General features: G+C 62.2%; 27 protein-coding genes. 17 read left to right on the forward strand and 10 right to left on the reverse strand.

Going from position 1 to position 25170, the window contains the following annotated elements; all coding sequences use genetic code 11:
• Positions 1–3 precede the first annotated feature (3 nt).
• Complete coding sequence (locus M729_RS0115775) at positions 4–1026, forward strand: glycosyltransferase family 1 protein (protein ID WP_027162148.1); 1023 nt, start codon at positions 4–6, stop codon at positions 1024–1026.
• On the opposite strand, the gene M729_RS0115780 is transcribed toward M729_RS0115775, so the two are convergent.
• The 3 genes from M729_RS0115780 to M729_RS0115790 all read right to left on the reverse strand — a co-directional run bounded on the left by M729_RS0115780 (position 1023) and on the right by M729_RS0115790 (position 2557).
• Positions 1023–1382, reverse strand: coding sequence for a tRNA-binding protein (locus M729_RS0115780; protein WP_013530010.1), 360 nt, complete (start codon positions 1380–1382; stop codon positions 1023–1025). The genes M729_RS0115775 and M729_RS0115780 overlap by 4 nt on opposite strands.
• A gap of 27 nt (positions 1383–1409) precedes the next feature.
• Positions 1410–1910 carry a YbjN domain-containing protein gene (locus M729_RS0115785; RefSeq protein WP_013530009.1) on the reverse strand — a complete coding sequence of 167 codons (501 nt, stop codon included), beginning with the start codon at positions 1908–1910 and terminating at the stop codon, positions 1410–1412.
• 344 nt (positions 1911–2254) lie between these two features.
• Positions 2255–2557 (reverse strand): accessory factor UbiK family protein, encoded by a 303-nt coding sequence (locus tag M729_RS0115790; RefSeq protein WP_013530008.1) that lies wholly within the window; start codon positions 2555–2557, stop codon positions 2255–2257.
• Positions 2558–2726: 169 nt separating this feature from the next.
• Here M729_RS0115790 and lgt point away from each other — a divergent pair, with 169 nt between their 5' ends.
• From lgt to M729_RS0115820, 6 genes are all read left to right on the forward strand, one after another.
• Positions 2727–3581, forward strand: coding sequence for a prolipoprotein diacylglyceryl transferase (lgt, locus tag M729_RS0115795; RefSeq protein ID WP_027162149.1), 855 nt, complete (start codon positions 2727–2729; stop codon positions 3579–3581).
• Positions 3578–4666, forward strand: coding sequence for a class I SAM-dependent methyltransferase (locus tag M729_RS0115800; RefSeq protein ID WP_027162150.1), 1089 nt, complete (start codon positions 3578–3580; stop codon positions 4664–4666). The genes lgt and M729_RS0115800 overlap by 4 nt, the downstream gene beginning before the upstream one ends.
• Before the next feature lie 105 nt (positions 4667–4771).
• Entirely contained in the window at positions 4772–5566 is a 795-nt protein-coding gene (pgeF, locus tag M729_RS0115805; protein ID WP_027162151.1) for a peptidoglycan editing factor PgeF, read from the forward strand.
• Positions 5566–6717, forward strand: a complete 1152-nt coding sequence (locus M729_RS0115810; RefSeq protein ID WP_027162152.1) for a Xaa-Pro peptidase family protein — start codon at positions 5566–5568, stop codon at positions 6715–6717. The genes pgeF and M729_RS0115810 overlap by 1 nt, the downstream gene beginning before the upstream one ends.
• 43 nt (positions 6718–6760) lie before the next feature.
• The gene (locus M729_RS0115815) at positions 6761–7390 is read left to right on the forward strand and encodes a hypothetical protein (RefSeq protein WP_027162153.1); all 630 of its coding nucleotides are present in this window, start codon (positions 6761–6763) and stop codon (positions 7388–7390) included.
• A 237-nt stretch (positions 7391–7627) separates the two neighbouring features.
• On the forward strand, positions 7628–8563 hold the full coding sequence (locus tag M729_RS0115820; RefSeq protein ID WP_013530002.1) for a ribose-phosphate pyrophosphokinase: 936 nt from the start codon (positions 7628–7630) through the stop codon (positions 8561–8563).
• 12 nt (positions 8564–8575) lie between these two features.
• Here M729_RS0115820 and M729_RS0115825 read toward each other — a convergent pair whose 3' ends face one another.
• Positions 8576–9460 (reverse strand): helix-turn-helix transcriptional regulator, encoded by an 885-nt coding sequence (locus M729_RS0115825; RefSeq protein WP_024505630.1) that lies wholly within the window; start codon positions 9458–9460, stop codon positions 8576–8578.
• Positions 9461–9611: 151 nt separating this feature from the next.
• Between M729_RS0115825 and M729_RS0115830 the strand changes: the two genes are divergently transcribed.
• Positions 9612–10853 (forward strand): MFS transporter, encoded by a 1242-nt coding sequence (locus tag M729_RS0115830; protein ID WP_032808647.1) that lies wholly within the window; start codon positions 9612–9614, stop codon positions 10851–10853.
• A 68-nt stretch (positions 10854–10921) separates the two neighbouring features.
• Here M729_RS0115830 and M729_RS0115835 read toward each other — a convergent pair whose 3' ends face one another.
• Positions 10922–11779: an alpha/beta hydrolase gene (locus M729_RS0115835; RefSeq protein WP_027162155.1), complete on the reverse strand. Its 858-nt coding sequence runs from the start codon at positions 11777–11779 to the stop codon at positions 10922–10924.
• A gap of 151 nt (positions 11780–11930) precedes the next feature.
• Here M729_RS0115835 and M729_RS0115840 point away from each other — a divergent pair, with 151 nt between their 5' ends.
• Positions 11931–12359 (forward strand): MarR family transcriptional regulator, encoded by a 429-nt coding sequence (locus tag M729_RS0115840; RefSeq protein WP_013529998.1) that lies wholly within the window; start codon positions 11931–11933, stop codon positions 12357–12359.
• A 46-nt stretch (positions 12360–12405) separates the two neighbouring features.
• Here the strand turns inward: M729_RS0115840 and M729_RS0115845 are convergent, their stop codons facing one another.
• A complete protein-coding gene (locus M729_RS0115845; RefSeq protein WP_032808605.1) occupies positions 12406–14412 on the reverse strand; it encodes an EAL domain-containing protein in 2007 nt (668 codons plus the stop codon).
• Positions 14413–14707: 295 nt separating this feature from the next.
• On the opposite strand from M729_RS0115845, the gene M729_RS0115850 reads away from it, so the two are divergent.
• The 8 genes from M729_RS0115850 to M729_RS0115885 all read left to right on the forward strand — a co-directional run bounded on the left by M729_RS0115850 (position 14708) and on the right by M729_RS0115885 (position 21544).
• Positions 14708–15742, forward strand: coding sequence for a methyltransferase (locus M729_RS0115850; RefSeq protein WP_013529996.1), 1035 nt, complete (start codon positions 14708–14710; stop codon positions 15740–15742).
• A 249-nt stretch (positions 15743–15991) separates the two neighbouring features.
• A complete protein-coding gene (locus M729_RS0115855; RefSeq protein WP_013529995.1) occupies positions 15992–16633 on the forward strand; it encodes a 50S ribosomal protein L25/general stress protein Ctc in 642 nt (213 codons plus the stop codon).
• Between the two features lie 23 nt (positions 16634–16656).
• The gene (pth, locus tag M729_RS0115860) at positions 16657–17382 is read left to right on the forward strand and encodes an aminoacyl-tRNA hydrolase (protein WP_027162157.1); all 726 of its coding nucleotides are present in this window, start codon (positions 16657–16659) and stop codon (positions 17380–17382) included.
• A gap of 89 nt (positions 17383–17471) precedes the next feature.
• The gene (ychF, locus tag M729_RS0115865) at positions 17472–18575 is read left to right on the forward strand and encodes a redox-regulated ATPase YchF (protein WP_024505635.1); all 1104 of its coding nucleotides are present in this window, start codon (positions 17472–17474) and stop codon (positions 18573–18575) included.
• 66 nt (positions 18576–18641) lie between these two features.
• On the forward strand, positions 18642–19313 hold the full coding sequence (locus M729_RS0115870; protein ID WP_032808607.1) for an HAD family phosphatase: 672 nt from the start codon (positions 18642–18644) through the stop codon (positions 19311–19313).
• Positions 19314–19502: 189 nt separating this feature from the next.
• Positions 19503–20477: a magnesium/cobalt transporter CorA gene (gene corA, locus M729_RS0115875; RefSeq protein ID WP_013529992.1), complete on the forward strand. Its 975-nt coding sequence runs from the start codon at positions 19503–19505 to the stop codon at positions 20475–20477.
• A gap of 123 nt (positions 20478–20600) precedes the next feature.
• Positions 20601–21077, forward strand: a complete 477-nt coding sequence (locus tag M729_RS0115880; protein ID WP_013529991.1) for a MaoC family dehydratase — start codon at positions 20601–20603, stop codon at positions 21075–21077.
• A complete protein-coding gene (locus M729_RS0115885) occupies positions 21074–21544 on the forward strand; it encodes a MaoC family dehydratase (protein WP_027162159.1) in 471 nt (156 codons plus the stop codon). The genes M729_RS0115880 and M729_RS0115885 overlap by 4 nt, the downstream gene beginning before the upstream one ends.
• A gap of 45 nt (positions 21545–21589) precedes the next feature.
• Here M729_RS0115885 and M729_RS0115890 read toward each other — a convergent pair whose 3' ends face one another.
• The 4 genes from M729_RS0115890 to M729_RS0115905 all read right to left on the reverse strand — a co-directional run bounded on the left by M729_RS0115890 (position 21590) and on the right by M729_RS0115905 (position 25162).
• A complete protein-coding gene (locus M729_RS0115890) occupies positions 21590–22135 on the reverse strand; it encodes an adenine phosphoribosyltransferase (protein WP_013529989.1) in 546 nt (181 codons plus the stop codon).
• Between the two features lie 9 nt (positions 22136–22144).
• Positions 22145–23290 (reverse strand): alpha-hydroxy acid oxidase, encoded by a 1146-nt coding sequence (locus M729_RS0115895; RefSeq protein ID WP_027162160.1) that lies wholly within the window; start codon positions 23288–23290, stop codon positions 22145–22147.
• Positions 23291–23466: 176 nt separating this feature from the next.
• Entirely contained in the window at positions 23467–24162 is a 696-nt protein-coding gene (locus M729_RS0115900) for a phosphatase PAP2 family protein (RefSeq protein WP_027162161.1), read from the reverse strand.
• A gap of 127 nt (positions 24163–24289) precedes the next feature.
• Positions 24290–25162, reverse strand: a complete 873-nt coding sequence (locus M729_RS0115905; protein WP_013529986.1) for a cytochrome c1 — start codon at positions 25160–25162, stop codon at positions 24290–24292.
• Positions 25163–25170 lie beyond the last annotated feature (8 nt).

Below are 25170 nucleotides of genomic sequence, written 5' to 3' on the forward strand. Positions count from 1 at the left end.
GCCATGCGCATACTGATGGTCACCGATGCCTGGCGCCCGCAGGTCAACGGCGTCGTCCACACGTTGGAGCGGCTCACCGAGACGCTGAAATCCTTCGACGTCGCGGTGGATTTCCTGACGCCCAATATCTTTCGCACCCTGCCCTTGCCGACCTATCCCGACATCAGGCTGGCGCTGACCACGCCCGGCCATGTCGCGCGCCTGATCGACGCCGGCAAGGCCGACCACATCCACATCGTCACCGAAGGACCGCTGGGCATCATGGCGCGGCGCTATTGCCGCAATGCCGGCCGTCCATTCACCACCAGCTATCACACGCGCTTTCCCGAATATCTCAGCGCCCGCCTGCCGGTGCCGGAAAGCTGGGCCTATCGCTGGCTGCGCGATTTCCATAATTCCGGCCAGGGCACGCTGGTGGCCACCCAGTCGCTCGCCGACGACCTTTCCGCGCGCGGCTTCACCAAGCTGCGGCCATGGACGCGCGGCGTCGACACCGACCATTTCCGCCCGGACAGGAAGAAGGACCTCGGCTTCCCCGGCCCGATCTTCCTCTGCGTCGGCCGCGTCGCCATCGAAAAGAACCTGGGTGCTTTCCTCGACCTCGACCTGCCCGGCAGCAAGGTGATCGTCGGCGAAGGCCCCGAGCTTGCCAGACTGAAGGCGAAATATCCGCAAGCGCATTTCCTCGGCCATCGCCCCAACGACGAACTGGCCGAGATCTATGCCTCGGCCGACGTCTTCGTCTTCCCGAGCCGCACCGACACGTTCGGCAACGTCATCATCGAGGCACTGGCCAGCGGCACGCCGGTTGCCGCCTATCCGGTGACCGGGCCGATCGACATTGTCGGCGATGGTTTTGGCGGCGCGGTCTCCAACGATTTGCGCGAGGCCTCACTCGCCGCGCTCAACGTCGACCGTGCCGAAGCCCGCGAACGCGCCATGCGCTATAGCTGGAAGGCCTGTGCGGAAATGTTCCTCGATACGGTCGAGGAAGCACTGGGCACACCGCGAAAGCTGGCGGCCTAAAACAACCGCCCGCCATCCGGCACCTTACGCTCGATCGCGCCGAGCACCACGGCGCCCTCTTCGTCGGGAAAGCCGAGAGTGAGCACTTCCGACATGAATGGACCGATCTGGCGCGGCGGGAAATTGACCACCGCGAACACCTGCCGGCCGATCAGCGTCTCCGGTGTATAGTATTTGGTGATCTGCGCCGACGATTTCTTGATACCGATGCCGGCGCCGAAATCGATCTTCAGCTTGAACGCGGGCTTGCGCGCCTCGGGAAACGGTTCGGCCTCGACGATCGTGCCGGCGCGGATGTCGACACGATCGAAATCGGCAAAACTGATCTCGGGCTTGCGCTCGGTGTTCGAACTCATCTTGGTCTTGTCTGCCTTAACGGGGACTCAGGCGTTGCCGTAAGTCTCGAACAGCACGCCGGCCAGGGCATCCTTGGCCGAGGTTCCCGACCAGACGACGAACTGGAATGCCTGGAAATAGCATTCGCAGGCTTCCAGCGCCGACGACAGCAACACTTCGACCTGCTGGCTCGACGGCTCGACCCCGCCGGCCAGCAGCAGCGACTGGCGGAACATGATCGCGCCCTCCTGCTCCCAGAGGTCGAAATGGCCAAACAGCATCTGCTCGTTGATCAGCGACAAGAGCCGCATCACTTCCAGCGTGCGGGTCTCCGGCACCTTGATATCGAAGGCGCAGGCCAGGTGCAGCGCCTCGAAATCCTCCATCCACGAAAAGGAGACGTGATAGTCGGTCCAGCTTCCGGCAACCGAGATCGAAATCTCGTCGTCGCCGGCCCGCTCGAAGGACCAGTCGTTGTTGTGGGCCACCTGCTCGATAACATCCACCGGATGGATTTCGCGGGAGAATTCGAGTTCGAGAAGTTCCATGGAATGCTTCCTGTCGTTCTGTACGAGCGCCGCCACACGCTCCGCGGGAGGGCACACACAACGAACAATCTTGTCTAGAACTCGGACGGCCAGGACTTTCTTCGCGCAAAGACGACTTCTCGACGCAAAGACCCCAGACCGGACCCCACCGCCCGGTCGCATGATCCTGCTCCGAATCATGCAACAAATTCAGTCTATTGATCGGGAGTCGCGTGAACAGCCCAATTTTTCGCACTGCGTCATTCGCATGTGGAAAGCCGCTGTCACAAAGATTCATGCAATGCCGTTAAGCGATTCACGGCAAAGCGCTTTTCAGGATCGGGCTATGTGGAAAAGTTTAACGATTATTTTTTTGTGCGCGGCTTGGCGGCCGTCGCTGGTGTGGCGTCACCGGCCAGTTCGGCAAGCTTCGCCTCGAGCGCCTCGATGCGGGCGGCAAGGCGGGTGTTTTCTTCCCGCGCCTTGGCGGCCATCTCGCGCGCGGCTTCGAACTCTTCGCGCTGCACCACGTCCATCGTGTTGAGAATGCGCTCGGCCTGACCCTTGAAGGCGGTCTCCACCTCACGGCGCACGCCCTGGGCGGCGCCGGCGGCGTCGGTCATCAGCTTGGCGAATTCATCGAGAATGCGGTTCGGTCCGGTCGACATGGCAAATCCTCGCGCTTGCACAAAATTGACGTAGTGGCGCCGCGCGTCGAATGCAAGCTTGTTGCACCTTGCTGCGGCATCAAGTCGAGTGCGCCCACCTTGCCTTGACCCTGCCAAAACCCTGCCGCATGGTCCGCGCCCAAACACGCTCGCAATCGAGAGTTCCCCGTTGAACGAATATTTCCTGCTGCCGCTGGCCTCCCTGCCCTTCCCCAACATCAACCCGATCCTCATCCAGATCGGGCCGCTGGCGGTGCACTGGTATGGCGTCGGCTATATCGTCGGCATCCTGTTCGCCTGGTGGTATGCCAAGCGGCTCGCCGCCAATGCCAGGCTGTGGCCGAACGGCGTCCTGCCGATGAAGCCGGAGGATCTCGACGATTTCATCGTCTGGGCGGCCATCGGCGTCGTGCTCGGAGGCCGCACCGGCTATGTGCTCTTCTATGATCTGGCGCGCTACATCGCGCACCCGCTCGATATCTTCGCCGTGTGGCAGGGCGGGATGTCGTTCCATGGCGGCCTGCTCGGCGTCATCCTCGCCATGACGCTGTTTTCCATCAAGCGCGGCATCCGCACCTGGTCGCTGTTCGATGTCGTGGCGGCCGGCGTGCCGGTCGGCCTTGGCCTGGTGCGCGTCGCCAACTTCATCAATTCCGAGCTGTGGGGCCGGCCAACCGACGTGCCCTGGGCGTTCGAATTCCCCAATGGCGGGCCGTTTGCCCGTCATCCGAGCCAGCTTTACGAGGCGCTTCTGGAGGGCGTGGTGCTGTTCCTCGTGCTGCGCATCCTCACCCATTCGCGCCTTAAGCTGAAGACGCCGCGCTTCGTCGGCGGCGCCTTCATCTGCGGCTACGGCCTGTCGCGTATCTTCGTCGAGTTCTTCCGCGAACCCGACCAGCAGCTCGGCTATCTCCTCGGCACCAACTGGTTGACCATGGGCATGATCCTGTCGTCGCCGATGGTGTTGGCCGGCATCTGGGCGATGCTGACCGCCAAGCCGGTGGCACAGCCGCAGCCGGCATGACACGGCTGAAGACCCGCATCGTCGACCTGATCGAGGCCCTGGGGCCGCTTCCCGTCAACGAGTACATGGCGCTCTGCCTGTTCGACCCGGCGGACGGCTACTACACGACGCGCGAGCCCTTTGGTGCGGGCGGCGACTTCATCACCGCGCCGGAAATCAGCCAGATGTTCGGCGAACTGGTCGCCGTGTGGCTTTATCAAGCCTGGCTGGCGGGCGGCCGGTCGCGGTCGGCCACCATCGCCGAGATCGGACCCGGCCGCGGCACGCTGATGAAGGACATGCTGCGCACGCTGTCGCGGCTCGATCCTGACCTGGCCAACGGCGCCACCTTCGCCATGATCGAGACAAGCCCGCGCCTGACCGAGGTGCAAAAAAAGACGCTTGGCGTCACACCCTTCGCGGTTGGCTGGCACGAAACCATCGAGACCTTGCCGCAACAATCGCTGTTCATCGTCGGCAACGAACTGTTCGACGCCGTTCCCATCCGCCAGTTCATCCGCGCCGGCGCCGGCTGGCGCGAGCGCATGGTCGGCCTCGACGAGACCAACGACCTTTGCTTCTTCGCCGGCGCCGGCTCGGTCGACCCGACGCTGCTGCCCGCCGATGCCGCTCACGCGCCGCAAGGCGCGATCGCCGAAGTGGCACCTGCCCGCACCGCGCTGATGGCAACAATCGCCGAGCGCATATCCAGGCATGGCGGCGCCGGCCTGTTTCTCGATTACGGCCATTTCCAGCCGGGTGTCGGGGACACGCTGCAGGCCTTGCGCAGCCACGATCACGAAGATGTGCTGGCCAATCCCGGTGAGGCCGACCTCACGTCCCACGTCGATTTCGCCGCCCTTGCCGCGATCGCGCGTGCACATGGCCTCGAAGCCCATCTGACGACACAGGGCGACTTCCTGCTCGGCATGGGCATCCTCGAGCGCGCCGGCCGCCTTGGCGCCGATGCCGGTCAGGCGGCGCGCGAAAGGATCGCCGGCGACGTCGAGCGCCTCGCCGGGCCGCAAGCCATGGGCGAGCTGTTCAAGGTGCTTGCGGTGCTGCCTCGCGGCGTGGCGGTTCGGCCCTTTGCCGAGGCGGATTGACTTTTTACCGCCGCCCCTCCCAATCTCCCGTCCGCGCTTTGCAGCCTGTTCTCGACCAAGCACCTTCTTCTTGACGAAACCGCCCACACGGACAACAACGCCCGCATGCTGAATCAGACCAAACCGGATCCCGTTCGGTCGCCGCTGCTGGACGAGGCGCAGGCACAAGGCATCCGCCACGGCTATTTCACCCGCGTCGGCGGTGTTTCCGGCGGCATCTATCAGGGCCTCAACATCGGCACCGGATCGAATGACGACCAGACGCTGGTTGCCGAGAACCGCGCCCGTGTCGCTGCCTGGATGGGCGTGCCGGCAAGCCATCTGTTGACCGCCTGGCAAATCCATTCGCCCGATGTCGTCATTGCCAGGGAGCCCTTTGCCGGCGAGCGCCCCAAGGCGGACGCCATCGTCACCGATCGGCCGGGCATCGCCATCGGCGCCTCGACCGCCGATTGCGGTCCCGTGCTGTTCGCTGATGCGCAGGCGCGCATCATCGGCGCTGCGCATGCCGGCTGGAAAGGCGCGTTCACCGGCGTGCTCGAAAACACCATCCTGGCGATGGAAAGCCTCGGCGCCCGGCGCCAAAACATCGTCGCCGTGCTAGGCCCCTCCATCGGCCCGCGAAACTACGAGGTCGGCCCGGAATTCGTCGCCCGCTTTGTCGAATCCGACGCCGAAAACATCCTCTATTTCGCTCCGTCCGCCAATGCCGGCCATGCGATGTTCGACCTCAACCGCTACACGGTTGACCGGCTGGCCAAGGCAGGCGTGACGGCTGAGGGCCTCGACCGCTGCACTTACGCTGAGGAAGGCCTGTTCTACTCCTATCGGCGCACCACGCATCGCAAGGAGCCCGATTACGGCCGGCAGGTTTCGGCAATTGTCTTGGAGAGGGAATAATGGCGCTGCATTTTGAACGATCTGAATTTGACGCGCGGCGCGACCGGCTGATCATCGAGATGGCCGAAAAGAAGCTCGACGCCATCCTGCTGTTCGCGCAGGAAAGCATGTATTGGCTGACCGGCTACGACACGTTCGGCTTCTGCTTCTTCCAGTGCCTGGTGGTCAAGGCCGACGGTTCGATGGTGCTTCTGACCCGCTCGGCCGACCTGCGCCAGGCACGTCAGACCTCGATTATCGACAACATCGTCTTGTGGACCGACCGCAACGGCGCCAATCCCGCGGTCGACCTGCGCAATCTGCTCAACGAACTCGACCTGCTCGGCGCCCGCATCGGTGTCGAATATGACACCCACGGCCTGACCGCCTTCAACGGCCGCCGCCTGGACGAGCAGTTGCAGACCTTCGGCCAGATCGCCGATGCGTCCGGCATTGTCGGCCGGCTGCGCCTGTTCAAGAGCCCGGCCGAGATCGCCAAGGCCGAGAAGGCCGCCAATCTCTCCGACGATGCGTTCGACGCGGCACTGCCGCTGATCAAGCAAGGCGGCGACGAAGCTCTGATCCTGGCCGCCATGCAGGGCGCGATCTTCGCCGGCGGCGGCGACTATCCGGCCAACGAGTTCATCATCGGCTCCGGCGTCGATGCGCTGCTGTGCCGCTACAAGGCCGGCCGCCGCAAGCTCACCAAGAACGACCAGCTGACGCTCGAATGGGCCGGCGTCTTCAACCACTACCATGCGCCGATGATGCGCACGGTGCTGACCGGCAAGGTGTCGAAGCGCCATCAGGAACTGTTCGACGCCGCCCGCGCAGCACTCCTGGCTGTCGAGAAGGCGATGATGCCGGGCAACAGCTTCGGCGACGTCTTCGATGCGCATGCCCGCACCATGGAGGCACACGGCCTGACCAAGCACCGGCTGAACGCCTGCGGCTATTCGGTCGGCGCCCGCTTCACCCCGTCCTGGATGGACATGCCGATGTTCTACCAGGGCAATCCCGAACCGATCGCGCCCAACATGACGCTGTTCGCCCATATGATCATCATGGACTCCGACACCGAGACGGCGATGACGCTTGGCCGCACCTACCTGACCACCGAATCCCAGCCCAGGCCGCTGTCCCGCCATGATCTCGACTTGATCGTAAAGTGAATCCACAGTGGGAGGCGTTCTTCGCCAAGGAGTTAGAAGGCAAATGAGACGATCGCATGTGACGACCGTGTCATTGCTTGTGGCATTGGCTCTTGCCGCCTGCACCAACGCAAAGGACGTGCTCGAACCGTCGGCGATCACCCCGCCGGCGACGTCGACCCAGACGCTGCCCGCAACGTCAGGCAACACGGCGGCAACGGTTCCGGCCGGGCCCGCCACCAGCACGTCTGGCGCTCCCGCAACCGCCGCCGCACCGGTCACATCGGCCCAAAGCACTGCCATCCTGTCGAAGACCCGCTTGCAGATCGCGCCGATCGTAGGCGCTTCGGTGGAAGCTGCGACACCTCTGACGGCGGAGTTGCAGACCCGTGCCAGGCAGCGCGGCATCACTCTCGCCGGCAGCGCCGACCAGACCGTGACACATGTGCTGAAAGGCTATTTCTCGACGATGTCGGAAGGCGCCGACACCACCGTCATCTATGTCTGGGACGTCTATGACCCCGCTGGCAACCGGCTGCACCGCATCAATGGCCAGCAGAAGGCTCCGTCGGTCAATTCCGGCGCCAGCGCGGGCGGCGACAGCTGGAAGGGGATCTCGCCGGCCACCATGCAGGCGATCGCCGACCAGACCATCGACCAGTTCGCCGCCTGGCTCGGCGGCAAGGCGGGCTAGAGGCATCGGACCCCAGAGTGGAGACGGTTTTGGGAAAATCCGATGCCCAATGAGAAGAAGAACCAGCACAAGTCCCCTGCTCCCTGTTGCAGTCCGGCGATGGCGCGGAGCTTTCTTGAGTTTAGCCGGCGGATTCCCGATCTCGGCGCTTGCAATACCAGCGCGGGCCGCTAAAAGCCCGGTTAAAGGGCGCAAGCGAGTCCGTCAGGCCTCATCATCCTCCACCAGGAACCGTGCATGAAACTCTTCGCGGGCAATTCCAACAGGGTGCTGGCCGAAGCAGTCGCCCGGTACCTCAACGTCCCGCTGGGCAAAGCCACGGTCAGGCGCTTCGCCGACCAGGAAATCTTCGTCGAAATCCAGGAAAACGTGCGCGGCGAGGATGTCTTCATCTTGCAGTCGACCTCGTTCCCGACCAACGATCATTTGATGGAATTGCTTATCATGATCGATGCCTTCATGCGCTCCTCGGCCAAGCGCATCACGGCGGTCATCCCTTATTTCGGCTACGCCAGGCAGGACCGCCGCGCCTCCGGCCGCACGCCGATCTCGGCCAAGCTGGTTGCCAACATGATCACCCGCGCCGGCGTCGACCGCGTTCTGACGCTCGACCTGCATGCCGGCCAGATCCAGGGCTTCTTCGACATCCCGACCGACAATCTGTTTTCCGTGCCGGTGATGGCCCGCGACGTGAAGGCCAAATACAAGCAACTCGGCAACGTCGTGGTGGTTTCGCCCGACATTGGCGGCGTGGTCCGCGCCCGTGCGCTGGCCAAGCGCTTCGATGCGCAACTGGCCATCGTCGACAAGCGCCGCGAACGGCCGGGCGAATCGGAAGTCATGAACATCATCGGCGCGGTCGCCGGCAAGGATTGCCTGCTGATCGACGACATCGTCGATTCCGGCGGCACGCTGTGCAACGCCGCCGATGCGCTGCTGGCCAACGGCGCCACCAGCGTCACCGCCTATATCACCCACGGCGTGCTGTCGGGCGGTGCCGTTGCCCGCATCAGCGGCTCGAAGCTGCAGGAACTGGTGATCACCGATTCCATCCAGCCGACCCAGGGCGTGCTCGACGCGCCCAACATCCGCGTCATCTCGATCGCCGACCTGATGGGCGAAGCCATCTCGCGCACGGCGACTGAGGAATCGGTGTCCAGCCTGTTCGACTAAACCCGCCTGCCCTTAAGGCGCGGAGCTTTCCAACCGAACCGGGCCGATCAGGCGACGAGCGACCTCGACGTTCTCGCGTGCGCCGCGCATATAGCCGCGCGGCGAGGTCCCCAGCATGCGCTTGAACATGGTGATGAAGGCCGGCACGCTGTCATAGCCGAGATCAAGCGCCACCCTGGTGATCGGCTCGCCGTCCGCCAGCCTGGGCAGCGCCGCGAACAGGCAGGCCTGCTGGCGCCATGTCGACAGCGGCAGGCCGGTCTGGCGCTGGAAGGCGCGCGTGAAGGAACGGCGGCTCATGCCGGCTGCATCGGCCCACTCGTCGATGGTCGCATGCGGCGATGGTGCTGCGACGAAGCGTCGGCACAGCGCCGACAATCTTGGATCCGACGGAAATGGCAGCCCGAGAGGCCGTTCCGGCAAGGTCGGGATTTCGTGCAGCAGAAGGTTCATGATCAGCCCACCGCGTCCTTCCAGAACGCCGCCTTGCGGGAGCTTCTCCGATTCCACGATCAGGCTGTGCATCAGGTCGGTGACGCCGACGACGCGCAAGCCTTCGGGCAGCCCGGGGATCGCCTGTGGCATGACATAAACCGAACGCATCGAGACGTCGCCCAGCATCTCGACGGAATGCTCGGTGCCGGCTGGAATCCACATCGCGTGGTCGGGCGGCACCATCCAGCGCCCGTAGCGTGTCGTCACCAGCACCACACCGACAAGCGCATGCAAGAGCTGGCTGCGGCTGTGGCGGTGCTGTGGCACGCGGTAGCCGTCAGGATATTCGGTCGGCAATGCCACCGCCGGCCCGGCCACTTGCTCAAGCCACTGCCAGCGGCTCTCGTGCAACTGGCCGAGATTGGCATTGCCAGCGTGAAAGACTTCTTTGCCGTGCGGCATCTAGTTATGGCCCACTTGCGAAACTATTGGACCAAACCACGAAAGAAGTCGTCTCGCAAGCGGCTTATAAGGCACCGTCCCTAGGGTGGCCGCAAGGAGCGTCCGCCAGTTGCCTGCGGGCGTGCCCGCCAAAAAGACCACGGAGCCTACCTTGACCGATACGACAGCAGCCAGCGTCGCCCCACCGGCGAGCGCCAGTCACGCCTCAGCCCAGGCGACGGCCTTCACCGTCATCCTGGCGGTGAGCTTCTGCCACTGCATCAACGACATCATGCAGTCGCTGCTATCGGCCATTTACCCGCTCCTGAAAGAGAATTATGGCCTCGATTTCTGGCAGATCGGCTTGTTGACCTTCACTTTCCAGGTGACCGCATCCTTGCTGCAGCCGCTGATCGGCATGATCACCGACAAGCGGCCGATGCCCTATTCGCTGCCCTACGGCATGGCGTCGTCGCTGATCGGCCTGATCGTGCTCGCCTATGCCGGGCATTATTCGCTGCTGCTGATCGGCGCCTCGCTGATCGGCATCGGCTCGGCGATCTTCCACCCGGAATCCTCGCGCATCGCCCGCTTCGCTTCCGGCGGCCGCTTCGGCCTGGCGCAGTCGCTGTTCCAGGTGGGCGGCAATTTCGGCCAGTCCATGGGGCCGCTGCTGGCGGCCTTCATCGTCGTGCCGTTCGGCCAGACCAGCATTTCCTGGTTCGCCGTCGGCTCGCTGATCGGCATCATCGTTTTGTGGCAGGTCGGCGGCTGGTACAGCCGGCTGCGTGCCGCGCAGGGCACCCGCAAGGCGGCGAGCTTCGTTTCGCCCTTCCCGCGCCGCAAGGTGATGACTGCACTGATGGTGCTGACACTGCTGGTGCTGAGCAAGAATGCCTACATCGCCAGCCTCGCCAGCTACTACACCTTTTATTCCATGCATAAGTTCGGCGTTTCTGTGCAGATGAGCCAGGTCATGCTGTTCCTGTTCCTCGGTGCCTCGGCGCTGGGCATCCTGCTCGGCGGCCCGTTCGGCGACCGCTATGGGCAAAAGGCGATGATCTGGTTCTCCATCGTCGGCGTGCTGCCCTTCACGCTCGCCCTGCCCTACGCCAATCTGGAATGGACGATGGTGCTGACGGTGCTGATCGGGCTGATCCTCTCCTCGGCCTTCTCCAACATTGTCGTCTTTGCGCAGGAACTCGTGCCGGGCCGCGTCGGCATGATCGCCGGCATCTTCTTCGGCTTCGCCTTCGGCATGGGCGGCATCGCGGCGGCCGTGCTCGGCGTCGTCGCCGACATGAAGGGCATCGATTTCGTCTTCCAGATCTGCTCCTATTTGCCGTTCCTTGGATTGCTGACCGTGTTCCTGCCCAACATGAAGGAAGCGCGCAAGGCGCAGGCGGCCGCCTAGATCAGGCCTGAAACCCACGCAAGGAAAAGCACCCGCCGGACGGCGGGTGCTTTTTTCGTTCCAACGGCCTATGCTTTGAAGAAGGCCAGCAGGTCGGCGTTGACGATGTCTGCATGGGTCGTGGCCATGCCGTGCGGGAAGCCCTTGTAGACCTTGAGCTCGCCCTTCTTGAGCAGCTTGATCGTCAGCAGCGCCGAGTCCGCGATGGGAACGATCTGGTCGTCGTCGCCGTGCATGACCAGCACAGGCACGTCGATCGCCTTCAGATCCTCGGTGAAGTCGGTTTCCGAAAAGGCCTTGATGCAATCATAATGCGCCTTGGTGCCGCCCATCATGCCCTGGCGCCACCAATTGTCGATGACGCCCTGCGATACCTCTGCGCCCAGGCGGTTGAAGCCGTAGAACGGACCTGATGGAACGTCGCGGAAGAACTGGGCGCGATTGGCTGCCTGCGCGGAGCGGAAGCCGTCGAACACTTCGATCGGCAGGCCGCCGGGATTGGCGGCAGTCTTGAGCATGATTGGCGGCACCGCGCCGATCAGCACCGCCTTGGCGACACGGCCGCCGGCGCCATACTTGGCGACATAACGCGCCACTTCGCCGCCGCCGGTCGAATGGCCGACATGGATGGCGTTCTTGAGTTCCAGATGGGCTGCGAGTTCCGCGACGTCGGCGGCATAGGTGTCCATCTCGTTGCCGATATCCGTCTGGGTCGAGCGGCCATGGCCTCGGCGATCATGGGCAATGACACGGTAGCCCTGTGACACGAAGAACAGCATCTGGGCGTCCCAATCGTCGCTGCTCAACGGCCAGCCGTGATGAAAGACGACAGGCTGCCCGGTCCCCCAGTCCTTGTAGTAAATCTGCGTTCCGTCCCTGGTGGTGATCATGCCGCTGCCGGAGCTGGGTTTGGTTTGCGAGGTCATCTCAATCTCCTTCTGGTTATTTTCGCGATAAACAATATCGCGATATCGATATAGCTAACGCGGCCTAAAACCCTTGTCCACAAAAATATGTATCGCGATATCATTTTTCGTGGTATCGATTTGATGCCCACATTGGCAAAAGGAATGCGCCGTGCCTCTCCCGTTGGACAATCAGCTCTGTTTCACGCTCTATGCCACCAGCATGGCCATCAACCGCACCTACAAGCCGATGCTGGACGAGATGGGCATCACCTATCCGCAGTACCTGGTGTTGAACGCGCTTGGAGAGGCCGACGGCATGTCGGTCGGCACCATCGCCCATCGGCTCGCTTTGGAATCGAGCACCGTCACGCCGCTGGTGAAGCGAATGGAGCAGGCCGGGCTGGTGACCCGCCAGCGCAGCCAGACCGACGAGCGCCAGGTGCAGGTCGATCTGACATCAGCCGGGCGCGCACTGCTTGTCCAATGCAACTGCCTGAACGAAGCCTTGGTCGAACGCTCGGGCATGACGCTGACTGAGCTCGATGCGCTGAACCGGCAGATCCAGGCGTTACGCGCCGCGTTGACCGGCGACCGCTAGCACGGCTTTTGACGACGGCTAAGCCAAACGTCGGAAGAGGCCACCATCATGCGGACTTAAGCACGGCAAATGGCCGTTTGCGCATGGCCCGCTTTGCCTGGAAACTGACGGCGGGAGCGGGACGGCCGACATGGAAGCCCTGGATCTTGTCTATGCCGAATTCGCGCATAAGGGCCATCTGCTCGTCTGTCTCCACCCCTTCGACCAGGATTTTGTGGCCGCGATTTCGAACCAGGGTGATAATGTCCTGCAGCATCGCCTTGCCGCTCGGGGAGCTGCAGTCATGCAGAAACGAGCGATCGATCTTCACCGTATCGAAATCGATCAGGCGAAGCCACGAAAGGCCCGCAAAGCCGGTCCCGAAATCATCAAGCCAGATCTTGATCCCGAGCAGCTTCAGGTCGCTGATGCAGCGCAGGATGTCGGAGTGCATCTCCATCTCCAGCCCTTCGGTGATCTCGAAGGCCAGCCTGCTGCCTGCGACACCCGTCTCGCCCAGAATGGTCGCGACCGACGTCGCGAAGCCCGGTGTCTTGAGCTGGATCGGGGAGACGTTGACACTGACGACACGGACGTGGTCGTCCGCCAGCAGTTCGGCGCACACTGTCCTTATCGCCCAGCGCCCGAGTTCCAGGATCGCACCGGTCCGTTCGGCGACCGGAATGAACAGGCTCGGCGGAACCGATGTGCCGTCGAGCATCTTGAGGCGCATCAGAGCCTCCACCGCTTCAACCCGGTCCGATTTGACATCCTGGATAGGCTGGTAAACGAGTGAAACGAGATTCTGGCCGATCGCGATCTTCAGCAAAGCCGCAATGTTCTCGCTCTCGTCACTGCTTTGCGGGTCGGTTGGATCGAACAGCCGGGCACAATTTCGGCCGCCGGCTTTTGCCAGATAGAGAGCGCGATCGGCCTCGTGAATGATTTTCTCCAGCTTGGCCCCGGTCTGCGTCCGGGTGAATGCGGCGCCAACGCTTACCGTTACGATCGAGACGCCGTCGCGCCGCAGTTCGTGCGTCAGAGCCAGGTTCTCCACCGTGCTGCAAATGGCTTCCGCAATGTCCAGGATCTGCTCCTTTTTCTCCATGCGAGCCAGGACGATGAACTCTTCGCCGCCATAGCGGCCGATGGAGCCATTATACTGTTTGATCATATCGCTAAGGGCATTGGCGACATGGATCAGGCAGCGGTCGCCTTCCTGATGGCCGTAGCAGTCATTGAACTTCTTGAAGAAGTCCACGTCGATGAGGATCGCCCCAAAGCTGGTGCCGACCTTTTGCCAATCGTTCCAGTAGTCTCGCAGCTTCTCGTCGATCGCGCGCCGGTTCTCCAGACCCGTGAGCGGATCGGTCCGCGACAACCTCAGCAGGGCCTTGCCGCGTTCGGTCGCCTCATTGTGCTGGATCTTGGCTTCCAGGGCGTTCAGGAAGACGTTGTAGCGTTCCTCGTTCAGTTTCCAGTTCACATATGAGGTGAACGTGAAACAAGAAACATAGAAAGCCCCAAATACCATTTTGTATATGAGGGTTGATGGAACAAAGTAATTTACGATATAAAGTATACATAAGATTATTGTCGAGGTTACGATAGAAAGCTTGAAATTGAATGTAAAGAAAAGATTGGCGCTCATCATGAATATGGTCCCAAAGACCATATAGTAAGAGACGCTTTCCTTGTCCGCGCCCATAATCGCCGGACACAGCCAACCAACATAGCCAAAGATGATGGCCCCGGCGCAGGTCACGTCGAGCCATTCCGTCCCGACGCCGTGGCGAAGCTGCGCTTCCAGGATCAAAAGCGCGCTCAAGCCGACCGCGAAGCGCGCCGTGATCGTATAGGCGGCCACATCCGGGATCAGCAGCAGATCCGTTGCCGAAAACAAGAGATAGATCGCAACTGCGATCCAAAGCCCTGGCCTGGCTTCCCCTCTTCGCGTCGCCCGGGCTTCGGTGCGGTAGAGGGCGCGAAGTTCGTCGGCCCCCAGTTCGTAGCGCGGCTCGTACGGCTCAGCGTCAACCGTATCGGCCAATGCGGATGACACGTGTTCGTTCATCACAATCGACCCCTTTTGAAAGGGATTTTGTTTTCCGAACTCATTTCCAGCTTCTGCCCCCACGCGGGCCGGCTCCTTGGGACGCGACGGCGATTGCGAACGCCGGGCAAACAAATGCAATCGCGCAAGACAAGTTTCCGTTAACTCGAACCCGGAATCCGGCTCGGAAACTGATTAACCAACGAACATGGTTGGCGGGAAATTAATCATAAACCTAAAATGCCGTCGGCCCGACATTGGCAAAGGGAGCATTCTACGCAATAAGTTAACCGACTGTTAACTATGGAGTGATGGCGTGCAGACCGTTCTTGATGGCAAAAGCTTGATTACTGCCGAGATGCTCGCCGGCACGCTGCCTCGGGGAAAGATCGAGCATCATGGCGAGGCGTTCGAAACCGCGCGCGCGGAGCTTGCCCTCATTCTCCACGCGACACAGCAGCAGGTCGAACAGGACAAGAACCCGGCCGAGATCGTCGGCCGCTTGCTGTCCTTCCTCAATGGCCTGCATTCCAAGGTTCATCCCGACGTCTGGCATGCGTTGATACCGGTCGCGCAGAACCATCCGATCCTGAAGTATTTTCTCGAGGATCCACTGACGCACTGGTCCTTCACCAAACCTAGGGGCTATTCCGGCGACGCGCAGTTGCTCGACTACATCTATTGTGATCCGCACGTGGCAGAGAGCGTGGCGAACGCCTCGGAGGTCGGCAAAGCACTCTATAGCCATACCCAGAACGTACCGTCATGCGTCGCGGCCCGGGAACGACGCGACCTCCTGACCCGATATGTCGACGAGATCGCGGCCAAGAACGGACCGGAAACCGAGGTTCTGGCGATCGCGGCCGGCCATTTGCGGGAAGCCAATCGTTCGGTCGCCCTGACGGAGGGCCGTCTCAAGCGCTGGGTTGCGCTCGACCAGGATCCCCAGAGCGTTGGGCTGATCTCGCGCGACTTCCAGGGCACCGCCGTCGAAGCCATCGACGGCTCGGTGCGAACCGTGCTCACGCGGGGCCACAAGCTCGGCAAATTCGACTTCATCTACGCCTCCGGCCTTTACGACTACCTCGCCCACAACGTCGCGGTGAAACTCACGAAGACCTGCCTGCAGATGTTGAAGCCGAACGGAACATTCCTGTTCGCCAACTACGCCGAGGGCACCCCCGACGCGGGGTATCGGGAGACGTTCATGGACTGGGTGTTGCTGCTGCGATCGGAGGTCGATATGTGGAACATCGTCAATGCCAGCGTCGACCGCAACACCGTCGAGGCGCAGGTATTCTTCGGCGAGAACCGCAACGTGCTCTATGCCGTCATCGAAAAGCGCGGATAGCGGCCGTCTGGGCTGCACCAGGCCGGTCGTGCCTTTGGCTTGCACCTCCGGCCGCCTTCCGCTATAGAGCCGCCACCCGCGTAGACACCCTTGGAGGCAACGCGGCGGAAGGCCGCCTTCCCGCATGATCCCGAAAAGTGGATTCCGGTTTTCGGACCAGATCATGCATGGGTATGTCGGCTTTCGACGTTTACGGTCCAGGCACTCTGCCCACCGTGAGCGCTCCAGAACAAACCGAAAGGAAATGCCATGAGCCACGACACTTACGAGCTCAAGGCCGAAGCACGCGAACAGGTCGGTAAGGGGTCCGCCCGTGCAGTTCGCCGCAACGGTAAAGTGCCTGCAGTAATTTATGGTGACAAGCAGCCTCCCCTGGCTATCGCGCTCACCTACAAGGACATCTACTACAAGATCCATGGCGGCGGATTCCTGACCACGATCGCCACGATCGATGTCGACGGCAAGAAGATCCAGGTCCTGCCGAAGGACTTCCAGCTCGACCCGGTCAAGGATTTCCCTGTCCATGTCGACTTCCTGCGCATCGGCAAGGACACCGAAGTCAATGTCGACGTGCCTGTCCACTTCATCAACGAGGACAAGTCGCCCGGCATCAAGCGCGGCGGCGTGCTCAACATCGTGCGTCACGAAGTCGAGTTCCACTGCCCGGCCAATGCGATCCCGGAATTCATCACCGTCGATCTCACCGGCGCCAACATTGGCGATTCGATCCACATCTCGGCGGTCAAGCTGCCGGCTGGGGTCAAGCCTGTGATCTCCGACCGCGACTTCACCATCGCGACCATTGCCGGTTCGTCGGCGATGAAGCCGGAGACGGAAGAGACGGCTGAAGCGGCTGCACCTGAAGCGGCTCCTGCCGCCGAAGAGAAGTAACTCTTTCACGCCCGGAGCAGGCGATGCTGCTGTTTGCAGGTCTCGGCAATCCGGGCGCGAAATACGCCGGCAATCGGCACAATGTCGGTTTCATGGCGGCGGACGCAATCGCCCGCCGCCATTCCTTTTCGCCCTGGTCGAAGAAATTTCAGGGCCTGATCGCCGAGGGCTCGCTCGGCGGCGAAAAAGTCGTCCTGATCAAGCCGCAGACCTTCATGAACCTGTCCGGCCAGTCGGTCGGCGAAGCGCTGCGCTTCTACAAGCTCGAGCTTTCCGCGCTCACCGTCTTCTATGACGAGATCGATCTTGCCGAAGGCAAGCTGCGCATAAAGACCGGCGGCGGCGCCGGCGGCCATAACGGCATCCGTTCGATCGATGGCCATGTCGGCAACGCCTATCGCCGCGTACGCATCGGCGTCGGCCATCCAGGCGTCAAGGAAATGGTCCAGCACCATGTGCTCGGCGATTTCGACAAGGCCGACCGCGAATGGCTTGACCCGCTGCTCGACGCGATCGCCGACAACGCCGCCATGATCGCCAAAGGCGACGAATCCGGCTTCATGAACAAAGCCAGTCTCGCCGTCCAGGGCAAGGCCGGGCCGGAGCCCGAAAAATCGGCACCTAAGCAGCCGGCGCAGAAGCAGCAAAGTCACGTCCGCCAGGCACGGCCCCAACAGCCCCTGGCCAAGCTGCCGGAAAGCGGTCCGATGGCCGCCATGCTGAAGAAGCTGTTCGGCGGCAAGGACTGAGCATCAAGGGAACCGAAGGGCTTGACGTTGATCACCCCTATCGCCCATAGCCCTGATCAAATTTCTATTTCCCGATAGGACCGGACAAAATGGGTTTCAAATGCGGCATCGTTGGCTTGCCCAACGTCGGCAAGTCGACGCTTTTCAACGCGTTGACCAGAACGGCTGCGGCGCAGGCCGCCAACTATCCGTTCTGCACCATCGAACCGAATACCGGCGAGGTCGCGGTGCCCGATCCGCGCCTGCAGAAGATCGCGGCGATTGGCAAGTCAAAGGAGATCATCCCGACCCGCATCTCCTTCGTCGACATTGCCGGTCTGGTGCGCGGCGCCTCGAAGGGCGAAGGGCTGGGCAACCAGTTCCTCGCCAACATCCGCGAGGTCGACGCCATCGTGCATGTGCTGCGCTGCTTCGAGGATGACGACATTACCCATGTCGAGGGCCGCATCGACCCGGTGGCCGATGCCGAGACGGTCGAAACCGAGCTGATGCTCGCCGACCTCGACAGCCTCGAGCGCCGCATCGTGCAATTCCGCAAGCGCGCCGGCAGCAAGGACAAGGAAGCGACGTCAGTGCTGCCGATGATGGAGGCAGCGCTAGAACTGCTGCAGGCCGGCAAGCCGACCCGCATCCTGCTCAAGGATATTTCGGCCGAAGATTTGCGCATCCTGCAGGGCCTGAACCTTCTGACCTCGCATCCCGTGCTCTATGTCTGCAACGTCGCCGAGGCCGACGCAGCCACCGGCAACGAGCACACCAGGGCCGTGGAAAAGATGGCGACCGCCCAGGGCGCCGGCACCGTGGTGATCTCGGCCGCCATCGAAGCCGAGGTCGCACAGCTCTCCGATGAGGAAGAGATGGAATTCCTGTCCTCGCTCGGCCTCGACGAGCCCGGCCTCAACAAGGTCATCCGCGCCGGCTACGATCTGTTGCACCTCATCACCTACTTCACCGTCGGGCCGAAGGAGACGCGCGCCTGGACCATCCATAAGGGCGACAAGGCCCCCCAGGCCGCCGGCGTCATCCACACCGATTTCGAGCGCGGCTTCATCCGCGCCCAGACCATCGCCTACAATGACTTCGTCACACTGGGCGGCGAAGTGGCGGCCAAGGAAGCCGGCAAGGCCCGCGACGAAGGCAAGGAATATGTCGTCCAGGACGGCGACATCCTGCTGTTCAAGTTCAACACGTGATTTGATGGAAGTCCTTCGAGACTGTCCGCGGGCCGGCTGAGCCGACCACCAGATATCAGGCCCAAAGTGTCGCCTATAAAGCTGATAATATTTGATTGTGACGGCGTCCTCGTGAACAGCGAGGAGATATACCAGGCAACCGAGCTTGAATATCTGGCGGCGGCCGGCATCACGTTCGAACCAAGCGCCTATACGCAAGCCTTCATGGGATTGTCTCCCGCTATGTGGCAGGCGAAGCTCGAAGCGATCGGCCAAGAGCGAGCCAAGCCGCTCTCTCCGCTCTTTTTTGAACAGCTTGCCGACCACACCAACGAACGCTTGCGTAAGAATCTGGCGGCCTTACCCGATGCACGGAATGTGATTGGCCGGCTCGCCGCATGGAGATGTGTGGCGTCAAGCACGCCGCTGGCCCGATTGCGTTGGAAACTCGAACACACGGGCCTTGTCGACCTTTTCGATCCTAATATTTTTTCATCGGACATGGTCGTCAATGGAAAGCCGGAACCAGACCTGTTCTTGCATGCGGCGGACACGATCGGTGTTCATGCAAAGGAGTGCATCGTGGTCGAGGACAGCGTGAATGGCGTCCTGGCGGGCAAGGCAGCAGGTATGCGCGTGATCGGATTTACCGCTGGCAGTCATTGCACCGGCACTCATGGCGATGCTCTGTTGCGACATGGCGCGGATGCCCTCGTCGGCGCATACGAGGACTTGGAGGTCACTCTAGCCAGTCTTTAGATCGATCCGCTGACGCGGCTTCCGAGCCGCGAGGGCCGTCCCCCGGCCCGATTCGGGCTTGTCTTGATTTTGTCACGTCACAGGTCTAAGCGGCAGACGCACGGTCGGCGCTGGCGCCGGGAACCGTGCAATCCAACACGACGCGTCAATCCGAACACACCCTTTGGCCCCAGCAAGGGATATCAGGCGATGATCAAGGCCTTCGTCGTGGACAATGATCGCCTGCGCCTCGTCGACGATCTCCTGGCAAACAGCGAGACCATCGTCTGGGCGGACCTGTTCAACCCGACAAAGGAAGAGGAAGCGACGATCGAGAGCTGGCTCGGCGTGGCCATTCCGACACGCGAGGAGATGGAGGAGATCGAGATTTCGAGCCGCCTCTATGTCGAGGACGGCGCCTACTTCATGACCGCAACCCTGCCCGCCCAGACCGAGGTCGACGATCCCTTGATGTCGCCGGTCACCTTCGTGCTCGCCGGCACAAGGTTGATCACTGTGCGCTACCACGAGCCGAAGGCCTTCAAGACCTTTCCGCAGCGCGCCGAGAAGGTGGCGACCGGCTGCACCAGCGGCGACACCATCCTGATCGGCTTGCTGGAGGCGATCGTCGACCGTCTCGCCGACATTCTGGAGCGTGCCGGCCGTGACATCGAGGCGATCTCGCGCGATATCTTCGAGGCGCGATCGACCAAGGTTTCCAAGCGCAATCGCGACTTCCAGGAATTGTTGAAAGCCATCGGCCGCAAGGAGGACATCGCGTCTTCGATCCGCGACAGCCTGATCTCGCTGCAGCGCCTGGCGGGCTTTTTCGCCCATGCCTCGACCCGCACCAAGATGAGCAAGGACACCAAGGCGCGCATCAAGACGCTGTCTCGCGACGTGCTGTCACTCGCCGACCACGCCACCTTCCTGTCGCAGAAGATCTCCTTCCTGCTCGACGCGACGCTCGGCATGATCTCGATCGAGCAGAACGCCATCATCAAGATCTTTTCGGTCGCCGCCGTCATCTTCCTGCCGCCGACTTTGGTCGCCTCGATCTACGGCATGAATTTCGACGTCATCCCCGAGTTGAAATGGGAACTTGGCTATCCCTTCGCCATCGCCATGATGGTGCTGTCGGCGATCCTGCCCTTCTGGTATTTCCGCCGCCGCGGCTGGCTCTGAGTGGGCCTGTCGATCGGCTGCCACAGGCTGGCGCAGTAGAAATCGCTTGACCAAATGAACGCCGGCCTGCATCCGGAAACCCCGATCCTGAGGATCGTGGGTCGACAAGCCGGATTCCAGACCATGACCGCAGAGATAAAAACATGGGCCTATGAGGACTTCATCGAGGGTGCATCGATCGACCTCGGCTCGAAGCTCGTGAGTGCCGCCGAGATCGTCGAATTCGCCGGAGAATTCGACCCGCAGCCGATGCATCTCGACGAGGAAGCCGGCAAGGCCAGCATCCTCGGTGGGCTGGCGGCGTCGGGCTGGCACACCTGCGCCATGTTCATGCGCATGCTGTGCGATGCCTTCCTGTTGGACTCGACCTGCCAGGGCGCGCCCGGCGTCGATCAGGTCAAATGGAAGAAGCCGGTCCTGGCCGGCGATCAACTGACCGGCACCCTGGTGGTCGTTGCCAAGCGCCTGTCCAAATCGAAGCCGCAACTCGGCTTCGTTACAATGCGCAGCGAACTGTTCAACCAGCGCGGCGAAAGCGTCTTCGAGCTCGAGAACTCCGCCATGTTCCTCACGCGCGATGCCGCGGGGAGCCAAGCATGACACTGGACGAGTTCTTTCGTATCGGCACCACGGTGACGCTCGGCTCGCACACATTCGAGCCCGAGGCGATCAAGGCCTTCGCCCGCAAATACGACCCGCAGATCTTCCATACCGACGAGGAGGCCGCGAAGAAAAGCGTGCTCGGCGGGCTCTGCGCATCCGGCTGGCACACCGCCGCCACCTGGATGAAACTCAATCTCGAAAACCGCATGGACGCCGAGATCGCTGCGTGGAGCGGCCCCGGTCCGGTGCCGGAATTCGGCCCCTCGCCTGGCTTCAAGAACCTGAAATGGCTGAAGCCGGTCTATGCCGGGCAAACCATCACCTTTACGCGCACCGCGCTGTCGCACCGCCCGATTGCCTCACGCCCCGGCTGGCGGCTGCTGGCGCTGCGTTCGGAAGCTTTCGATTCGACCGGCGACAAAGTGCTCGAGTTCGAAAGCGCCGTGCTGGTGAAGGCCGAGTAGAGGCGGCGCTTCTTTCTTCTCCCATGTGGGAGAAGGGAAGAACACTCAATGCCCCTCGAACCCAATCAGCGTCCGCACCGGCACGCCAAGCGCTTCCAGCTTGGCGCGGCCGCCGAGGTCCGGCAGGTCGATGACGAAACAGGCGGCGAGGATGTCGGCGCCGATCTGGCGCAGCAGCTTGACCGCCGCTTCAGCCGTGCCGCCGGTGGCGATCAGATCGTCGACCAGGATCACTTTCTCGCCCGGAGCAACACCGTCCTTGTGCATCTCCATTTCGTCCAGCCCGTATTCCAGGCTGTAGGCGACGCGCACCGTCTCGTAGGGCAGCTTGCCCTTCTTGCGGATCGGCACGAAACCGGCCGAGAGCTGATGGGCGACGGCGCCGCCAAGGATAAAGCCGCGCGCCTCGATGCCGGCGATCTTGTCGATCTTCTGGCCGGCATAGGGATGCACCAGTTCGTCGATGGCGCGGCGGAAGGCGCGCGCATTGCCAAGCAGCGTGGTGATGTCGCGAAACAGGATGCCGGGCTTGGGATAGTCCGGAATGGTGCGGATCGCGGCAAGCAGCGTGTCTTCGAGCGAGGATTTCATGGGTCGAGATTACCTGAAACGGAGATTGTTGCGCGACAATTGTTCGATAGAGCTGCAGCCCATCAGCTTCATGCCGCGTTCGATCTCGACCCGCATCTGTTCGAGCGCCCGTTCCACGCCGGGCTGGCCGGCCGCCGCGAGCGGAAACAGATAGTAGCGTCCGACGCCGACGGCCTTGGCGCCGAGCGACAGCGCTTTCAGCACGTGTGTGCCGCGCTGCACGCCGCCATCCATGATGACGTCGATCCTGTCGCCAACGGCATCGACGATCTCGGCAAGCTGGTCGAACGCCGCCCGTGAGCCATCCAACTGCCGCCCGCCATGGTTCGACAGCACGATGCCGCTGCAGCCGATGTCGACAGCGCGTTTGGCATCCTCCACCGACATGACGCCCTTGAGGCAGAACGGACCCGACCAGAGCTTGACCATCTCGGCGACGTCGTCCCATGTCATCGACGGATCGAGCATCTCGGTGAAGTAACGGCTGATCGACATCGTGCCGCCGCCCATGTCGACATGCTCGTCGAGCTGCGGCAGCTTGAAGCCCTCATGGGTGAAATAGTTGATCGCCCAGGCCGGCTTGAGCGCGAACTGCGCCATTCCGGTAAGGTTGAGCTTGAAGGGAATGGCAAAGCCGGTTCGTTTGTCGCGCTCGCGGTTTCCCCCGGTGATGCTGTCGACGGTCAGCATCATCACCTCGACCCCGACCGCCTTTGCCCGCTGCATCATCGCCCGGTTAAGACCGCGATCCCGGTGGAAATAGAACTGGTAGACTTGCGGGCCGCTGCTGATGCTGCGCGCCTCCTCGAGGCTGACAGTGCCCAGCGACGACACGCCGAACATCGTGCCGTATTTGGCGGCGGCCTTGGCGACCGCGCGCTCGCCCTGGTGATGGAACAGGCGCTGCAAGGCGGTCGGCGAGCAATAGAACGGCATCGCCAGCTTCTGGCCCATGACCGTCACCGACATGTCGACCTCGCTCACCCCGCGCAGCACGTTGGGAACCAGATCGCAGGTCTCGAAGCTTTCGGTGTTGCGGCGATAGGTGACCTCGTCGTCGGCCGCGCCGTCGATGTAGTTAAAGATCGGCCCCGGCAGCCGCTGCTGCGCCATGCGGCGGTAATCGGAAAAGTTGTGACAGTCGCTGAGCCGCATCATCGAATTCCAAAGGCCATGGCGGGACAAGTTTCTCGCCACCGTTCGATGCATCGAATATCAACCTGTTGTCGGCGTGCCAACGGACTATTTTTCGAGCTGCCCTCCGGACATGGCCATGAGCAAAAAAAGGGACGCCGAAGCGCCCCTTTCTGGTCTAATCCGACTGACGAAGATTACATGCCGAGATCCGAACGAAGCTCGGCCCTGGCCACTTCATACTCGGCCTTGAAGTCGTCCCGGTTGAGCAGGACCGCGGCGATGACGCTGCCGGAAATCCTGCCCATCTCGACGTCGGACGCATAGTGGATGCCGCCGACCTCGCGGTTGTGGGCGTATTCGGCCGCACGCGCCATGATCTCTGCGCGCTTTTCAGGAACCATATCGGACAGGATAATGCCCATCATGGTGCCGACGGTGGCGTGGCCGGACGGCCAGGAACCGGAGCTCGACAACTTGACCGCCGGCTTGACGAGGTCGCTGAGCTGGTGCGGACGCGGGCGCTTCCAGAAATCCTTGGCCGGATCGACGACGGCGCCTTCGGTGGCCACGACGCGATCGAAGAAGGCGCTGAATTTGGGCAGCGTTTCCTTGTTGAATTTCGGCCCCATGACGTTGGCGAAGCGCCAGACATTCTCGTCGGCATCGGCGACGGCGCTGGCTACCATCTCGGGCGTGCGTGTCACCTGCAGCATCAGCACCTCGCCGAGTTCGGCCTTGGTCTGCGCCGAATCGTTTGCCGGCGGCGGCGGCAGGATCATCGTCAGGTCGACATCCTTGTTGGTGACGAAAGGCTGGGCGTCTTCCGCTTGCGCGGCCGAGCCGACGATGAGCAGCAACAGGCCTGCCGCGAGCGATGCGTATCTTTTCATGGGTGCGATCCTTTGATGAGAGCAGCACAGGATCGCCGGATGCGGTGACGGCCATGTGACATGGCCGGCTTCTGGAAATGCAAAAGGGCGCCTCTCGGCGCCCTTCGTGATCACTTGATCGTGTGGCTTAATGCGCCACGCCTTCCCACACCTTGCGCTTGGTGAGATAGACCAGCGCGCCGAACAAAAGCAGGAACACCAGAACGCGAAAACCGGTCTTCTTGCGGTCTTCCATATGCGGCTCGGCCGCCCATGCCAGGAAGGCGGAGACGTCGCGGGAATACTGGTCGATGGTCTGCGGCGCACCGTCATCATAGGTCACCTGGCCGTCGGAGAGCGGCTTGGGCATCTTCAGCGACACGCCGGACATGAAGTACGGATTGTAGTGGGTGCCTTCCGGGATCACCATGCCGGCAGGCGGCGTCTGGTCGTAGCCGGTCAGCAGCGAGTGGATATAGTCGGGGCCGCCCGCGTCATACTGGGTGAAGATATCGAAGACGAACTGCGGAAAACCGCGTTCGACACCGCGAGCCTTGGCCAGCAGGGACATGTCTGGCGGAGCAGCACCGCCATTGGAGGCAGCGGCGGCTTCCTCATTGGCGAAGGGCGGCGGGAAGTGGTCGGACGGCTTGCCGGGACGGTCGAACATGTCGCCGGCATCGTTGGGACCGTCGTGGATGGTGTACTCGGCCGACAGCGTCTTGATCTGCGCATCGGAATAGCCGAGGTCCGACAGCGTGCGGAACGCCACCAGGTTCATCGAATGGCAGGCCGAGCAGACTTCCTTGTAGACCTTGAGGCCGCGCTGCAGCTGCGCCTTGTCATAGGTGCCGAATGGGCCGGTGAAACTCCAGTCCATTTCCTTCGGCTCGTCGATCGGGAAATGCGTCGGATTGGCCACATTGTGTGCCTCTTCGGCGGCGATCGCCCGAGTGCCCGCGGCCCCAGCGGCGACGGCCACAAGGCCGATCAGCGCCAGCGAGGTGAGAATCTTTTTCATGCCAAATC

It is taken from the genome of Mesorhizobium sp. WSM1293, assembly GCF_000513875.1.
Classification (GTDB): domain Bacteria; phylum Pseudomonadota; class Alphaproteobacteria; order Rhizobiales; family Rhizobiaceae; genus Mesorhizobium; species Mesorhizobium ciceri.

Bases quoted from the DNA above. Each gene is read 5' to 3' on its own strand.
- M729_RS0115775 (WP_027162148.1), top strand. From the start codon at position 4: ATGCGCATACTGATGGTCACCGATGCCTGGCGCCCGCAGGTCAACGGC.
- M729_RS0115785 (WP_013530009.1), bottom strand. From the start codon at position 1,910: ATGGAACTTCTCGAACTCGAATTCTCCCGCGAAATCCATCCGGTGGAT.
- M729_RS0115880 (WP_013529991.1), top strand. From the start codon at position 20,601: ATGACCGCAGAGATAAAAACATGGGCCTATGAGGACTTCATCGAGGGT.
- M729_RS0115885 (WP_027162159.1), top strand. From the start codon at position 21,074: ATGACACTGGACGAGTTCTTTCGTATCGGCACCACGGTGACGCTCGGC.
- corA (WP_013529992.1), top strand. From the start codon at position 19,503: ATGATCAAGGCCTTCGTCGTGGACAATGATCGCCTGCGCCTCGTCGAC.
- M729_RS0115900 (WP_027162161.1), bottom strand. From the start codon at position 24,162: ATGAAAAGATACGCATCGCTCGCGGCAGGCCTGTTGCTGCTCATCGTC.
- M729_RS0115825 (WP_024505630.1), bottom strand. From the start codon at position 9,460: ATGCCGCACGGCAAAGAAGTCTTTCACGCTGGCAATGCCAATCTCGGC.
- M729_RS0115835 (WP_027162155.1), bottom strand. From the start codon at position 11,779: ATGACCTCGCAAACCAAACCCAGCTCCGGCAGCGGCATGATCACCACC.
- M729_RS0115790 (WP_013530008.1), bottom strand. From the start codon at position 2,557: ATGTCGACCGGACCGAACCGCATTCTCGATGAATTCGCCAAGCTGATG.
- M729_RS0115780 (WP_013530010.1), bottom strand. From the start codon at position 1,382: ATGAGTTCGAACACCGAGCGCAAGCCCGAGATCAGTTTTGCCGATTTC.
- M729_RS0115855 (WP_013529995.1), top strand. From the start codon at position 15,992: ATGAGCCACGACACTTACGAGCTCAAGGCCGAAGCACGCGAACAGGTC.
- pgeF (WP_027162151.1), top strand. From the start codon at position 4,772: ATGCTGAATCAGACCAAACCGGATCCCGTTCGGTCGCCGCTGCTGGAC.
- M729_RS0115820 (WP_013530002.1), top strand. From the start codon at position 7,628: ATGAAACTCTTCGCGGGCAATTCCAACAGGGTGCTGGCCGAAGCAGTC.
- M729_RS0115895 (WP_027162160.1), bottom strand. From the start codon at position 23,290: ATGCGGCTCAGCGACTGTCACAACTTTTCCGATTACCGCCGCATGGCG.
- M729_RS0115905 (WP_013529986.1), bottom strand. From the start codon at position 25,162: ATGAAAAAGATTCTCACCTCGCTGGCGCTGATCGGCCTTGTGGCCGTC.
- M729_RS0115845 (WP_032808605.1), bottom strand. From the start codon at position 14,412: ATGAACGAACACGTGTCATCCGCATTGGCCGATACGGTTGACGCTGAG.
- M729_RS0115810 (WP_027162152.1), top strand. From the start codon at position 5,566: ATGGCGCTGCATTTTGAACGATCTGAATTTGACGCGCGGCGCGACCGG.
- pth (WP_027162157.1), top strand. From the start codon at position 16,657: ATGCTGCTGTTTGCAGGTCTCGGCAATCCGGGCGCGAAATACGCCGGC.
- M729_RS0115890 (WP_013529989.1), bottom strand. From the start codon at position 22,135: ATGAAATCCTCGCTCGAAGACACGCTGCTTGCCGCGATCCGCACCATT.
- ychF (WP_024505635.1), top strand. From the start codon at position 17,472: ATGGGTTTCAAATGCGGCATCGTTGGCTTGCCCAACGTCGGCAAGTCG.
- M729_RS0115815 (WP_027162153.1), top strand. From the start codon at position 6,761: ATGAGACGATCGCATGTGACGACCGTGTCATTGCTTGTGGCATTGGCT.
- M729_RS0115800 (WP_027162150.1), top strand. From the start codon at position 3,578: ATGACACGGCTGAAGACCCGCATCGTCGACCTGATCGAGGCCCTGGGG.